This is a genomic window from Hymenobacter nivis (assembly GCF_003149515.1).
Classification (GTDB): Bacteria; Bacteroidota; Bacteroidia; order Cytophagales; family Hymenobacteraceae; genus Hymenobacter; species Hymenobacter nivis.
On record NZ_CP029145.1, the window covers coordinates 2,816,121 to 2,830,137 of the forward strand.

The 14,017-nt window shown below is 62.7% G+C and carries 13 protein-coding genes; 5 read left to right on the forward strand and 8 right to left on the reverse strand.

The genetic code is table 11. From position 1 onward, the window contains the following. Positions 1–151: 151 nt before the first annotated feature. Together DDQ68_RS12465 and deoC are read right to left on the reverse strand one after the other, a co-directional pair. The gene (locus DDQ68_RS12465; RefSeq protein WP_211320144.1) at positions 152–712 is read right to left on the reverse strand and encodes a hypothetical protein; all 561 of its coding nucleotides are present in this window, start codon (positions 710–712) and stop codon (positions 152–154) included. Further along, on the reverse strand, positions 690–1,355 hold the full coding sequence (deoC, locus tag DDQ68_RS12470) for a deoxyribose-phosphate aldolase (protein ID WP_109656600.1): 666 nt from the start codon (positions 1,353–1,355) through the stop codon (positions 690–692). The genes DDQ68_RS12465 and deoC overlap by 23 nt, the downstream gene beginning before the upstream one ends. Positions 1,356–1,458: 103 nt before the next feature. On the opposite strand from deoC, the gene DDQ68_RS22865 reads away from it, so the two are divergent. The 5 genes from DDQ68_RS22865 (at position 1,459) to DDQ68_RS12490 (ending at position 4,292) form a co-directional block, all read left to right on the forward strand. Continuing rightward, a complete protein-coding gene (locus tag DDQ68_RS22865) occupies positions 1,459–2,649 on the forward strand; it encodes an AAA family ATPase (protein ID WP_162550070.1) in 1,191 nt (396 codons plus the stop codon). A 163-nt stretch (positions 2,650–2,812) separates the two neighbouring features. Further along, the gene (locus DDQ68_RS22870) at positions 2,813–2,959 is read left to right on the forward strand and encodes a hypothetical protein (RefSeq protein WP_162550071.1); all 147 of its coding nucleotides are present in this window, start codon (positions 2,813–2,815) and stop codon (positions 2,957–2,959) included. Between the two features lie 130 nt (positions 2,960–3,089). Further along, positions 3,090–3,335, forward strand: coding sequence for a helix-turn-helix domain-containing protein (locus DDQ68_RS24780; protein WP_369076534.1), 246 nt, complete (start codon positions 3,090–3,092; stop codon positions 3,333–3,335). Beyond that, on the forward strand, positions 3,316–4,023 hold the full coding sequence (locus DDQ68_RS12485; RefSeq protein WP_162549719.1) for an IS630 family transposase: 708 nt from the start codon (positions 3,316–3,318) through the stop codon (positions 4,021–4,023). Before DDQ68_RS24780 ends, DDQ68_RS12485 begins: the two co-directional genes overlap by 20 nt. Next, the gene (locus DDQ68_RS12490; RefSeq protein WP_109656601.1) at positions 4,020–4,292 is read left to right on the forward strand and encodes a hypothetical protein; all 273 of its coding nucleotides are present in this window, start codon (positions 4,020–4,022) and stop codon (positions 4,290–4,292) included. Before DDQ68_RS12485 ends, DDQ68_RS12490 begins: the two co-directional genes overlap by 4 nt. Before the next feature lie 71 nt (positions 4,293–4,363). Here the strand turns inward: DDQ68_RS12490 and secA are convergent, their stop codons facing one another. From secA to DDQ68_RS12520, 6 genes are all read right to left on the reverse strand, one after another. After that, positions 4,364–7,768 (reverse strand): preprotein translocase subunit SecA, encoded by a 3,405-nt coding sequence (secA, locus tag DDQ68_RS12495; RefSeq protein WP_109656602.1) that lies wholly within the window; start codon positions 7,766–7,768, stop codon positions 4,364–4,366. A gap of 178 nt (positions 7,769–7,946) precedes the next feature. Beyond that, a complete protein-coding gene (gene glf, locus DDQ68_RS12500) occupies positions 7,947–9,122 on the reverse strand; it encodes a UDP-galactopyranose mutase (protein ID WP_109656603.1) in 1,176 nt (391 codons plus the stop codon). Positions 9,123–9,186: 64 nt separating this feature from the next. Beyond that, on the reverse strand, positions 9,187–10,401 hold the full coding sequence (locus DDQ68_RS12505; RefSeq protein ID WP_109656604.1) for a glycosyltransferase: 1,215 nt from the start codon (positions 10,399–10,401) through the stop codon (positions 9,187–9,189). A 137-nt stretch (positions 10,402–10,538) separates the two neighbouring features. Beyond that, positions 10,539–11,081 (reverse strand): GNAT family N-acetyltransferase, encoded by a 543-nt coding sequence (locus DDQ68_RS12510; protein ID WP_109656605.1) that lies wholly within the window; start codon positions 11,079–11,081, stop codon positions 10,539–10,541. Continuing rightward, positions 11,081–11,890: a diaminopimelate epimerase gene (gene dapF / locus DDQ68_RS12515; protein WP_109656606.1), complete on the reverse strand. Its 810-nt coding sequence runs from the start codon at positions 11,888–11,890 to the stop codon at positions 11,081–11,083. Before dapF ends, DDQ68_RS12510 begins: the two co-directional genes overlap by 1 nt. A 225-nt stretch (positions 11,891–12,115) precedes the next feature. Next, on the reverse strand, positions 12,116–14,005 hold the full coding sequence (locus tag DDQ68_RS12520; protein WP_109656607.1) for a peptidoglycan D,D-transpeptidase FtsI family protein: 1,890 nt from the start codon (positions 14,003–14,005) through the stop codon (positions 12,116–12,118). Positions 14,006–14,017 lie beyond the last annotated feature (12 nt).

Below are 14,017 nucleotides of genomic sequence, written 5' to 3' on the forward strand. Positions count from 1 at the left end.
ACATCAGTTCATTAATTAATCGAAAGGCGGCCGTCATGAAAATATACAAAAATTATTCGGCACAACGGCTACGCAAATGAGTTCCCCAGCGTAAATCTTCCCCAAAATCCGATAAATCCGCCTAATCCGATAAATCCGTGGTTCAGACAATTTATAGGTTCTTATTCAGCACCACTTGGGTGGCCTCCAGCTCGGCGCGCTGGGTGAGGCCGCGCAGGCGGGCTTTGGCGCGGGCCGCCTCCAGCCGGGTGAGGTAGTCGCCCACGTAGAGGCGGTACACGGGGGCCTTGAAGGTGAGGTAGTCCGTCTCGTCGGGGTAGCGCCCGATGACGGCCCGCCGGATGGCCATGGCCTGGCCGCGCTCCAGGCCCAGGTACACCAGCAGGCGGTAGCCCTGGGCGTACTTCACGTTCTGGTTGGTAGCGGCCTGGTCGCGCAGGCGCTGCTCCACCTGGGCGTTCACGTGGTTGGTGGGCAGCGGCGCGGGGCGGGCCGGCGCGGCTGCCGTTGGGGCCCGGGCCCCGGCGGGCGGCTGTGGCACGGGCAAGCGGTAGGCGCGCAGGTCGTCGGCCGGCATAGCGGCGGCTTTGGCCGTGGGCACGGTGTCGGCCATAGCCGTGGCGCGCGGGGCCCCGGGCGACGTGCCGGCGCAGGCTGCTAACCCGATCAGGAGCGGAACGGCCAGCACGTTAACGAATCGGGTTTTCATCATCCACGAGCAAAGTCAAGCTGTTCGAGGCCCCCAGGCGGTTGGCCCCGGCGGCCACCAGCGCCAGCGCCGCCGCCCGCGTGCGGATGCCGCCCGAGGCCTTAATGCGGACGCCGGCCGGCAACACCCGGCGCAGCAGTTCCACGTCGGCCACTGACGCGCCCCGGCTGGCAAAGCCGGTTGAGGTTTTCACAAAGTCGGCTTCGGCGGCGGCGCACAGGCCCGCGGCCACGGTTATTTCGTCATCGTTGAGCAGCGCCGTTTCGATGATAACCTTCAGCAGGGCCCCCTGCACATGCGCCAGATTGGCCAGGTCCTCAATTTCGGCCTGCACGGCGGCCGTCTCGCCCGATTTCAGGGCCGACACGTTCAGCACCATGTCCAGCTCGCTGGCCCCGTCAGCCAGGGCCCCTTCCGCCTCGCGAAACTTGGCCAGGCGCGTCGTATACCCCAGCGGGAAGCCGATAACCGTGCACACGGCCACACCGCTCCCCTCCAGCAGTTCGGCGGCCAGGGCCACGTAGCAGGGCGGCACACAGGCGCTGGCGAAGCCGTGGTCGCGGGCCTCCTGGCACAGCTGCCGGATTTCGGCCGCCGTGCAGTCGGGCCGCAGCAGGGTGTGGTCGAGGTAAGGAGCAAGGTTCATGGGGCAAAGGTAACGGGGCGGGCCGCCGGGGCCCTATTCGTCTAAACCCGGGACCTCACCCGCCACCCGTTTTACCCGTACTTTGGCACAAATCCCCCCAGTTATGGAAAACGCCATCAAGTTGCTGCGCATCCAGAATTTCAAGTCCATCAAGGACGTGACGTTACACCCCCGGCGCGTGAATTTAATTATCGGCGAGCCGAACGTAGGCAAGTCGAATATTCTGGAAGCCATGAGCTTGCTGGGCGGGATGGTGTACGATAAAAAGCGGCGATTCATGGAAGGGATGGTGCGGTATGAGCAGGCAAATCAACTGTTTTTTGATAACCGGACCGCTAATACCATCTACGTTGAAACGGATCAGTTAATATGCTTTGTAAGTGCCGATGTATCGGCCGCCAAGAACTGGTTTCAGGCGCTGCTCCTGACGCGGGCGGCTCTCAGGCAAGCGCTGGGCAATGACGAGCATTCCGCTCCTGCTTTCAATGAGTTACGTTCCATTAATAATTTCATCGCAGAATTTAACGCGGCTAACCAACAGGTAAACCTTCAGCGCCAAGATAAATTAGCCCAGGACGGAGTTTTACGCACCTATTTTGATAAGAACGGCTTGCGTCAGATTGGTGCGAAAGCCGTCAGTTTTTTTATTGATAAAAGCAGTAGTGCCACCCGGACCGTCCGGCCTTACATATTTGCCAAAAAAACGCTTATCAACCAAGATTACGCCACCACCTTTTTGGAGCCGCCCAGCGGCGACAACCTCAAAAATATTATTCAAACTTATGAGCCCCTCCGCCGGGAGGTGGCGGCCATATTTAAGCGCACTGGTCATCGACTTACCTTGCGCATGGAGGAAAACAAAATGGAAGCCGTCAAAGACATCGACGGCGTTATCTACTCCTATCCTTACTCTAGCGTCGCTGATACGCTGCAACGCCTTGTCTTCTATCTGGCCGCCATCGAGAGCAACGACGATGCCGTGCTGCTGTTCGAGGAGCCAGAGGCGCATTCATTCCCGGTGTACGTGAGCAAATTGGGCCGGCGCATTGTGGAAAGCACGAACAACCAGTTTTTTATTGATACGCACAGCCCTTACCTTATTACCGAGATATTGGAAGACATGCTAACTGATGATGAGCAAGTCAAGCAATTGGCCATGTTCGCGGTGTATTACGAAGATCACCAGACAAAAGTGCATCAACTCAGCGACGAGGAAATATTCGACATTCGGGCTGATGGCATCGATGTATTTTACAACATGAAGCGGTTCACGACCGGCCGGGCCGATGCCTGAGCTAGTGCTATTTGTACCCGAATGCCACGTTGATACTGCTCTCGCGCAAGTTCTACTAGCCGGCCGGCGCACCTTTTTCAACCACTAACACGGAATTTCGAAAGTAGCCAACCTGCTTCAAAGCCAGGCCACGGCCGCCCGGGGCCCCCGCTTCGTGGTCGGGATGGTGGGCAAGGATAAGCGGTTTGCCGACGTGAGGTACTTGCGCCAGTTCAGCCGCGTGGTCGCGGCCCGCACCGAGCCCGATTACCGCGATTACCGCGATTGCCGCTATTCCATCTACCAGCACGAGCACCACCTGACTCATTAAGCACCCATGCACAAGTAATCGTGTGGGGCGAAGGCGCTAATTTTGGCGTATGCTACTCGCTTCACTTCCGCTCGCAGCTCCTGAAATCACCACCCTGGAGGCCGCTGCTGCTCAGGGCCCGCACCCGCGAATGCGGCGGCGTGCCCAAGTTATTTTGGGACACCACCGCGGGGCGACCGTTCAGCAATTGGCCACTTTGTTTGCCGTGGGCTATAATACGGTCGGTATCTGGCTGCGCCGCTGGCAGGAGCTGGGCTTGGCCGGGCTGGCCGAGGGCCAGCGGTCGGGCCGCCCGCCGAAACTCCCACCAGCAGTAAAAAAAAGTAGCGACCTGGCTGGGTACGGCCACCCAGCAATTGCGCGCGTGGCTTCCTGACATCCGCCGAGGCTGGGGCCTCAAGCTCAGCCTGAGCACGCTGCGCCGGCTGGCGCGCCGCGCCGGCTACCGCTGGAAGCGCTGCCGCAGGAGTCTGAAAGCGCAACGCGACCCGGTCTTGTTTGCCGCCGCCCAGCAGCACCTGCACACGTTGCACCAAGCCGAAGCCCGCGGCGCGGTGGCCGTGGTCTACGTCGATGAGTGCCGCTTCTCGCGCCAAGCCCCCGTGCCCTATGCCTGGCAACGGCGTGGGCAGCCCCCGGTGGGCCTGCCCGCCGTACGGGGGCGCGGGGGGCATTCGGTCCTGGGCTTCTGGCAGGCCCACGCCCCGCACCAGCCCCTGGAGGCCTACGTGCGGGAAGGCAGCCTGACGGCCGACTTATTTGTGCTGGCCGTCAACGCATTCTGCCACAGTCTAAGCGGCCCTACCGTGCTCGTACTCGACAATGCCTCCATTCACAAAGCGCACGTGGTGCGCGCTTGTGAAGCCAAGTGGGCAGCGGCCGGCCTGACACTCTTTTTCTTGCCCGCCTACAGCCCCGAACTCAACCACATCGAACTGCTCTGGCACCGCTGCAAGCACTATTGGGTTCGCCCCCAGGATTACGCCACGGAGCAAACCTTGCTACAACGCCTCGAACACGTGCTGGCAAACGTCGGTAATCACTACACGATTACTTTTGCATGAGTGCTTACCTCATCGTGCTGGACCCGGCTTGTGATACCTGGATTTTTGAAGTCGCCAGCGCCGCCGGACTCGACGTAACAGCTTTCGACCTGCCCGCCACCTTACCCGACTTTATCGATTTCATAAAAGAGGAAGGCATAGAAGACGATGCAAGGGTAAACCGCCTGTTGCAAGCCATCAAGCAGGCCCAGCCCCCGGCCTACCGCGAACTGGCTGAGTTCGTGGCCGAAATAATGGACACGCGCAGCAAACTCTGGCAGCAGTCTTAATTCATAATCGACCAAAAAAGGGCGACTTTCTCAGTGAGAAAATCGCCCTTTTCGATTATCCCGCGGGGGCCCTAATCCACCAGCACGCAGCGCTGGGTTTGCAGGTCCTGCTCCACGGTTTTGTATTTTACGTCGCGCAGCACGCGGCCGTCCATGTACTGCACGCTCACTTTCTCGTTGCGGTTGGCCACTTTCTGGCTGCGGGCCGGGGCCTGCTTTTCCACCACGGCGGGGGCGTCGGGGCCCATGTCCTCGGGGCCCGCGCCGAGCGAGTCGAGCATCGACTCCTTTTGCTCGGTGAGCTTGGGCTGGGGCAGTTCGTCTTCGTAGTAGAACTCGGCGTCGTGGTTGGTGCCCACGGCTTCTTCCTGCACCGGCACATCGGCGTGGAACAGGAAGGTCGACGTTTCGTCGTTCACCTTACCAATCATACGCTTGAACAGCTCAAACGACTCGAATTTATACACCAGCAGCGGGTCTTTCTGCTCGTACACGGCGTTTTGCACCACTTGCTTCAGGTCGTCCATCTGGCGCAGGTGCTGCGTCCAGGCCGTGTCGATGGTGCCGAGCACGGCCACCTTCTCCATGCCGCGCAGGATGTCGTGGCCGCCCGTAGCCTGGGCCCGGCGCAGGTTGGCCAGCGCCGTAATGTGCTTGCGCCCGTCGGTGAAGGGCACGGCGATGTTCTCGTAAACGTTGGCCTGGCTGAGCAGCTCGTTGACCATCGGCAGGGCGTTGGCGGCAATATGCTCGTTCTTGCTCTCGAAGTAAGTTAGGGCCTCGTCGTAGAGCTTCTGGGTGAGCTGCGGCACTTGCAGGGCCCCCAGCTGGCCGGCGGTAATCTCAGTGTCGTAGCCAAACGTCTTAATGACGGACAGCTTAAAGTCCTCGTGGTCGCCGGTTTGCTTGTGGCCCACAGCAATGTCCTCGGCCACGTCGTAAATCATGTTCAGGATGTCCACCTCCATCCGGTCGCCGTGTAGGGCGTTGCGGCGGCGCTTGTACACCACTTCGCGCTGGGCATTCATCACGTCGTCGTACTCCAGCAGGCGCTTGCGGGTGCCGAAGTTGTTCTCCTCCACCTTCTTCTGAGCGCGCTCAATGCTGTTGGTAATCATCGAGTGCTGAATCACTTCGCCCTCTTCCATGCCCATCTTGTCCATGAGCTTGGCGATGCGGTCGGAGCCGAACAGGCGCATGAGGTTGTCCTCCAGGCTCACGAAGAACTGCGAGGTGCCCGGGTCGCCCTGGCGGCCGGCGCGGCCCCGCAGCTGGCGGTCCACGCGGCGGCTCTCGTGGCGCTCGGTGCCGATGATGGCCAGGCCCCCGGCGGCTTTCGAGGTTTCGCGCAGCTTAATGTCGGTGCCGCGGCCGGCCATGTTGGTGGCGATGGTCACGGTGCCGGGGAAGCCCGCGCCGGCCACAATTTCGGCTTCGCGCTGGTTCTGCTTGGCGTTCAGCACCTGGTGCGGAATGCCCTTGAACTTCAACATGCGGCTCACCAACTCACTGATTTCCACCGATGTGGTACCCACCAGCACCGGCCGGCCGGCTTCCACCAGCTTCTGGATTTCGAGGGCCACGGCGTTGTACTTCTCGCGTACCGTTTTGTATACCTGGTCGTGGGCGTCCTGGCGGGAAATGACGCGGTTAGTGGGAATTACCACCACGTCGAGCTTGTAGATTTCCCAGAACTCGCCGGCCTCGGTTTCGGCCGTGCCGGTCATGCCGCACAGCTTGTGGTACATGCGGAAGTAGTTCTGCAACGTCACCGTGGCGTAGGTCTGGGTGGCGTCTTCCACGCGCACGTTTTCCTTGGCCTCGATGGCTTGGTGCAAGCCGTCGGAGTAACGGCGGCCTTCCATCACGCGGCCGGTTTGCTCGTCCACAATCTTCACCTTGCCGTCGTCGGTGAGGATGTACTGGTCATCCTTCTCGAACAGCGTGTACGCCTTAAGCAGCTGGTTTACGGTGTGAACGCGCTCCGATTTCTCATTGTAATCCTGCATCAGCTGGTCTTTGCGCTGGAGCTTTTCCTCGGCGCTGAGGCCGGGGGTTTTCTCAATGGCGGCAATTTCCATCCCGATGTCGGGCATGATAAACAGGTGCGGGTCTTCGCCCTGGGCCGTAATCAGGTCGATGCCTTTTTCAGTCAGCTCAATCTGGTTGTTCTTCTCGTCGATGGTGAAGAACAGGGGCTCATCGGCCTTGGGCATCTGGCGCGAGTTGTCCTGCAAATAGAAGTTTTCCGTCTTCAGCAGCACGGCGCGGTTACCAGTTTCCGAGAGGTACTTGATGAGCGGCTTGCTCTTGGGCAGGCCGCGGGCAGCGCGTAGCAGCAACAGGCCGCCGTTGCCGTTCTTATCGCCCTCCTCGGGGCCGTCCTTGCCTTCGGCGATGAGCTTGCGGGCCTGCACTAAGTAGTTTTGGACCAGCTTTTTCTGCTCGTCCACCAAGCGTTGGATGCGCGGCTTGAGTTGGTAGAACTCGTGCACGTCGCCGCGCGGTACGGGCCCCGAGATGATGAGCGGCGTGCGGGCATCGTCAATTAGCACCGAGTCCACTTCGTCGACCATGGCGAAGTGGTGCTTGCGCTGCACCAGCTCCTCGGGGTCGCGGGCCATGTTGTCGCGCAGGTAGTCGAAGCCAAACTCGTTGTTGGTGCCGTAGGTGATGTCGGCGGCGTAGGCCGCGCGGCGGGCGTCGGTGTTGGGCTGGTGCTTGTCGATGCAGTCCACGGTCAGGCCGTGGAACTCGAACAACGGCGCGTTCCACTCCGAGTCGCGTTTGGCCAGGTAGTCGTTTACCGTCACCAGATGCACCCCGCGCTTCGACAGCGCGTTGAGGAACGAGGGCAGCGTTGAAACCAGGGTTTTGCCCTCGCCGGTGGCCATTTCGGCAATTTTGCCCTGGTGCAGCACCACGCCGCCGATGAGCTGCACGTCGTAGTGCACCATGTCCCAGGTGATTTCGGCGCCGCCGGCCAGCCACTTGTTGGCCCACACCGCCTGGCTGCCCTGGATGGTGACGTTGCTCTTGCGGGTGGCAATTTCGCGGTCGAAGTCGGTGGCAGTAACCACCAGCTGGCCGTTTTCCTTGTAGCGGCGGGCGGTTTCCTTCACGATGGCGAAGGCCGACGGCAGCACCTCCAGCAGCACGGCTTCGAGGTCTTTGTTGCGCTGCTTTTCCAGCACGTCAATCTGCTCGAAGCGGGTTTCCTTTTGAGAAACCTCCATAGTGGGCACGTCGGCCATCTGCTGGTGCAGGGCCCCAATCTGACCGTCAATGCCGGCCAGGCGCTCGTCGATGCGGTTGCGCACAGCCTGAGTCTGCTCACGCAGCTGGTCGTCGGTCAGGCCGGCCAGTTTGGCATATTCGGCATTAATCAGCGCCACGTAAGGCACGATTTCCTTCAAGTCACGCTCCGATTTGGAGCCGAATAGCTTAGCGACGGTCTTGCCGAAAAAATCTAACATCGGTAGTTTTTTTAACGAATAGGCGCCAGAGCGCTCCCCAAATTTACGGCTTCCTAGCCAAAACCGTCCCAAACAAAAAGCCCCGCCAGATTGGCGGAGCTTTTTGGGAACGTGAAATTAAGCACCGGCGAGCCGAAACCCGCTGGGCAATTAGGGCCCCGGGGGCCCCAGCGCCGGGCTAGGCTTTGGGCGCGCGGCTTACCAGCTTGTCCACCAGGGCGGTGCTGCCCGAAATGGCGGGGCGGGCGGGCTTAGCGGCTTCCTCCTTCTCAGTCAGGCGCTTGTACAGCGTCAGGGCTTGGGCCACCACCTGGTCCATGTTGTAGTATTTATAGGTGGCGAGGCGGCCCACAAAGTGTACGTTGGGGGTTTCTTCGGCCAGCTTTTTGTACTTATTGTACAATTCGGCGTTTTCGGGCTGGGGCACGGGGTAGTAAGGGTCGCCCTCGGCCTGTGGGTACTCGTACACGATGGCCGTTTTGCTGTGCTCCTGGCCGGTGAGGGCCTTGAACTCGGTGATGCGGGTGTAGGCGTGCTCGTTGGGGTAGTTCACCACAGGAGCCACTAGGTGCTTCTCCTTGCTCAGGGTTTCGTGCTTGAATTCGAGCGAGCGGTAGGGCAGCTTGCCAAACTGGAAATCAAAATACTCGTCCACGGGGCCCGTGAAAATCATCTCCTTGAATGGAATGAAGTCCATGATTTCGTGGTAGTCGGTGTTCAGCATCACCTTGATATTCGGGTGGTCGAGCATCTTCTCGAACATCCGGGTGTAACCGTGCAACGGCATGGCCTGAAAGGTATCGGTGAAGTAGCGGTCGTCGCGGTTGGTGCGGGTGGGCACGCGGCTGGTCACCGACTTATCGAGCTGCGACGGATCGAGGCCCCACTGCTTGTTGGTGTAGTTCTTGAAGAACTTGTTGTACAGCTCGCGGCCTACCTTGCTCACCACCACGTCCTCCGACGTTTTGATAACCGGCACATCCTCAGCCACCGACTCGAAGAACTGGTCCAACTCGAAGCTATTCAGCTTCAGGCCGTATAGCAAGTTGATGGTGTCCAGGTTGATGGGCATCGGCACGAACTGGCCGTCCACCGAGGCGAGCACGCGGTGCTCATAGGGACGCCAATCAGTGAAGTTGCCCAAGTAATCGAACACATCCTTGGAGTTGGTGTGGAAAATGTGGGGGCCGTACTTGTGGATCAGGATGCCATCCTCGTTGTAGTGGTCGTAGGCGTTGCCGCCGATGTGGTTGCGCTTATCAATGACGAGCACTTTTTTGTTGCTGCGGGTGGCCAGCCGCTCGGCCAGCACGCTACCGGCAAATCCGGCCCCTACAATGAGATAGTCAAACATACGGAAAGTAGAAAAGGGAGGATTATACGGAGAAAATATGCGTTTCGGGAAAGCCAGTGAAGGGCTAAGCCGTCTTCGCGGCGGGGGCCTTGGCGGCCAGGCGGTCCTGCATCAGGTCCACCATTTGCTGCCAGGTCTGGTCCCACGAAATCGTGGCCAGGTAATCGTCGGTGCGCTGGCGCCAGTCGGCGTCGTCGCGCTGGGTAAGGGCCCGCCCGATGGCCGCGCCAAAGGCCTCGGCATCAGCGGCAATGTGTACCAGATCGAGGTCGCCGTAAGGCCGCACCACATCGCGGATGGGCGTGCTCACCACGGGGTTGCCAGCGGCCAGGTACTCAGGGGTTTTGGTGGGCGAGATAAACTTGGTGCTTTCGTTGTCGGCGAAGAGCAGCGTCGCCACGTCCCAACCCTTTAGGTAGGCCGGGAGTTCCAGGTAATCCTTGCCGCCCAGGTAGTGCACGTTGGCCGGGCGCGGCAGGCTGGCGGGGTCAATTTTCACCACCGGCCCGATGATGACAAATTGCCACCCGGGGTGGTTGGCGGCCAGCTGAGCCAGCAGTTCGATGTCGAGGCGCTCGTCAACCACGCCGAAGAAGCCGACGCGCGGGTGCGCAATGCCGGCCTGGTCGGCGGGCTCGGCCATGGGGCCCCGGGCCTGGCCGAAGTGGGCCTTGTCGATGCTGCTGGGGAAAGGGTGCACATCGGGGTGCTGCTCGCGCTTGGATTCGTAGATGGTCATGCCGCCCGTGAACACGAGGTCGGCGCGCTCGAATAGCTCCTGCTCGCGCTGGCGCAGCTCGGGCGGCGCAAACTTGAAAGCCGCCAGCTCGTCCATGCAGTCGTACACCGTCAGCACGGGGTGGAAATGGCGCGACTTGTTCAACGCCATGGGCGTGTAGTACCAGAAAACGTACTGGAGAATGCCCTGCGCGGCGAAGTACCGGCTCAGCAGCTCAAACTGAATTTGGTCGGCCGCCGCTTCGGATAAGCCGGCCGGCAAATGGGCCACGACGACGCGCAGGCCATTGTGGCGCTCCTTGATTTCGAGGTGTGGGGCCACCTGGTCGGGGTGGTAAAAGGCGTCTTCCACGTAAAACACGCGGCCGTGCTGGGCAAAGCGCGACAGCAAGTGCTGGGGGCGCTGCCACACAAAATCCCAGTGCAGGTGCGCGAAACACACGAGGTCGGGCAGGGCGTACGGGGTTGCGGTTCGGGCAGCAGCGGCCTGCGGCAGCGCATCGGGGCGTGCGGCAGCCTCCGCCAAAGCAGCGTGGGGCATGGGAATCGACAGGAAGAGGATGCGGTGCTGCGTATAATATAATTGCCGATAATCGGTCTAGCTTGCAGCGCTCTCAAGTTATACGGGCCCCGGCCCCAAAAGGATACGCCCGGCGAATGGCGGCATGGGGCCCCGGCTCAGCCGGCGGGTCCCAGCACGAGCTGAAACTCGACGGCGTCGAGCCACTGGCCCGGCACGGGGCCCCGCAGCCACGCCCGCCGGGTGCCCACCCGCCGAAACCCAGCCGCTTGGAACAGTCGCAGACTGGCCCGGTTAGCAGCCGCCACGGTGCAGTATAGCTGGTGCAGGTGCAGCACGCCGCGGGCATGGGCTACCAGCAGCGCAAGGGTGAGCTGCGCGTAGCCCTGCCGGCGCGCACCGGCCAAAATAATTATGCCCACGCCCGCCCGCTGGTGCAGCGGCTCAAAGCCGAACAGGTCGACCACGCCCACGGCGGGGCCCCCAGCACACGGCTCAACGACCAGCCGCAGCTGCCGTACCTCGTGGAAGTCGGCGGTGGAGTGGGCCAGGTACTCGCGCAGCGCGTGGCGCGACACGGGGGCCAGCGTGTCGGACACGGCCCATACGGCGGGGTCGTTTTCCAGGGCATAGAGGAATTCCAGGTCGTCGGGCTCCAGGGCCCGCAGCCGCACGAGGGGCCCGGTGGGCGCGGCGGCCACTACAGGCTGATTTCGCCGCCGAACACGCGCACGGCGGGCCCGCTCAGCCACACGTTGGCAAAGCCGCCGCCGGGCTGCGTTTGGAAGGCCACTTCCAGCAGGCCGCCGGGGGTTTGGAGGCGCACGGGCGAGGCCGCGCCGCGCTGCGAGGCGGCCAGGGCCACGGCCGTGACGCCGGTGCCGCAGCTCAGGGTTTCGGCCTCCACACCGCGCTCGTAGGTACGCACGGGCCAGGGGTGGGCGGGGTCGGCGGGCACTTCCACGAAGTTGACGTTCACGCCGGCCGGGTCGTAGGCCGGGTCGTAGCGGATGGCGTGGCCCGCGCTGTGCACGTCAAACTCGGCCAGCGTGTGGCCTTCTTCAGCGGCGAGGAAATGCACATGGTGGGGCGAGCCGGTGTGCACGAACACGGCCCCCTCCCCTACTTCGGCCGGCTGCAGGGCGGCAGCGTCAATCATTTTCAGGCGCACGGTGCCGTCGGCCTCCACCCGGGCGGCGTGGGGCCCGTCCACGGCCAGGAAATAAGCTTCGTCGGTGATGACGCCCAGGTACTTGGCGAAGGCTACCAGGCAGCGGCCACCGTTGCCACACATAGTGCTGGGGCGACCGTCGGCGTTGAAGTACACCATCTCAAAATCGTAGCTCGCATGGTTGCGCAACAGCATTAGCCCGTCGGCCCCGATGCCGAAGCGGCGGTGGCAGAGCCGGGCAATGCGAGCGTGGTCGGCGGTATCGAACTGTGCAGCGCGGTCGTCGAGGATAACGAAGTCGTTGCCGGTGCCTTGGTATTTGTGGAAAGCGAGGGTCATGGGGGGCCGGGGTTTGCACAAATTTCGGTGGTTTTGCGCGATTGCTGGCCCGCTGGGGTCCCGGCGGGTCAGGTGCTGCACCGGGCCACCGCCCAGGCGATGCCCGCCACGGCCAGCAGCGTGCCCAGCCGCAGCAATAAAAATACCCACGCGGGCAACTCCGGGTCTTTGCGAATTCCAAACATTGCCACTTATACGAGCGCCGACGCCGGAAAGATGGGAAGCCTACTGGCCTTCGGGCACCGGCACCGGCGCGGGCGGTGGCGGCTTGCGGCCCAGGCGGTGCGCCAGCTCATAGGCCCGGCCGCGGTACTGCATGCGCCGCTCCCAGCGCTTGCGGCGGGGGGCAATGGAGCCGCGCAGGTATTTTTCAATGACCAGGGCGGCGCAGGGGGCCGCTTCGGTGGCGCCAAAGCCGGCGTTTTCGAGGTACACGGCCACCGCAATTTTGGGGTGGTGGGCGGGGGCGAAGGCGACGAACGTGGCGTGGTCGTCGCCCTCGTCGTTCTGCACAGTGCCCGTTTTGCCGGCCACGGCAATGCCCACATCGGCCAGGCTGGAGGCGGCGGCGGTGCCGCCGCGGTGCATCACAGCCAGCATGCCGGGCACCAGGGCTTCCAGGTTGGCGCTGTCGACCAGGGTGTGGTGCCGCACCAGAAAGCGCGGAAGGGGGCCCCCGGTGCCCACACCACGCACGAAATGCGGCGTGTAGTACCAGCCCCGGTTGGCGATGATGGCCACCATATTGGCCATTTGCAGGCCCGTCAGGTTGATTTCACCCTGCCCGATGCTGAGTGAGTAAATGGAGCGAAACCGCCAGTTGCGCGTGTGCCGGGCCTTGTCGTAGTAAGCCGGCGTGGGCAGAAAACCGGCCTGCTCGCGGGGCAAATCCACGCCGAGCAGCGTGTCGAGCCCGAACGATTGGGCGTAGCGCTGCCAAATGGCTAGGTTGGCGTGGCGGGCAGCCACTGTGTCGGCCATCAGGCTATCAGGCACGTGGTCAATCAGGGCCCGCATGGTTTGGTAGAAGTACGGGTTGCAGCTGTATTGCAGACCCATAGTGAGATTACGGGCCGCCGGGTGGTAATGCACGCAGCTGATGAGCGACTGGTTGCACGGAAACCCGGTACCGGGCGTAATGGCCCCCAGCTGCAAGGCAATGGCCGAATTCACGAGCTTGAATACCGAACCGGGCGGGTTGGCCAGCACTGCGGGCCGGTTCAGCAGCGGCAGGTCCTCGTCCTCCAGCAGCTGGCGGCGTACGCCGGCCTGGTCGGGGCTGGTGAGGGCGGCGGGCGCGTAGGTGGGGGCCGACACCGAGCAGAGAATTTCGCCGGTGCGCGGATCGAGGGCCACGAGGTAGCCCTTGCGGCCGCCCAGCAGGCTTTCAGCGTAGGCTTGCAGCTTGGCATCGAGGGCCAGGTGCAGGTCCTGCCCATCCTGGAAGGCCGTGTCGGGGGCCCAGCTGCCGCGGCGCTGGCCCAGCGCGTCCACCAGCGGGTGCAGGTAGCCGCGGTGGCCGGTCAGCAAGCCGTTGTAGTAGGTTTCGACGCCGCCGTTCCGTAGGCGGTAAAACTGGCCGCTCCGGTAGCGAATCGTTTGGTTGATAAATGGTTGGGCATTGGCAGCGAGGTAGCCCAGCACCGGGGCGGCCGTGCGCACGGTGTAGGTGCGCTGCACGGCTTCGGCCAGGGCCAGCTGGGGCCACTCTGCCTGGTGGCGGTGCACGCTGCCGGCTTCGGCCGGGGTGATAACGAGCTGGATGGGGCCCCGGAGGCGGGCCCCGGCATAGGGCAGGGCCTCGGCCAGGCGGCGCGCCAGGGTGCTATCGGGCCAGCCCAGCAGGCGGTTCAGGGCCACGGCGGTGGCCGAATCGAGCCCCGGGCGCAGCGGCACGGCCAGCAGGTAGTTCAGGCGGGTATCCACCAGCACCGAGTCGTGGCGGTCGAGGATGCGGCCGCGCCGGGTGGGCGGGGCGGTTACCTCACGGCGCCGCGCGTAGGTTTCGGCGGGCGCGTTGGCGGCCGGGCCGGAGGGCGACGAGCATGCGCTCAGCCCTAGCCCTGCGAGCACCAGCCAACCGCAAACCATTACCAGCCAATTTTTTCCAGCCATTACTTAAAATTA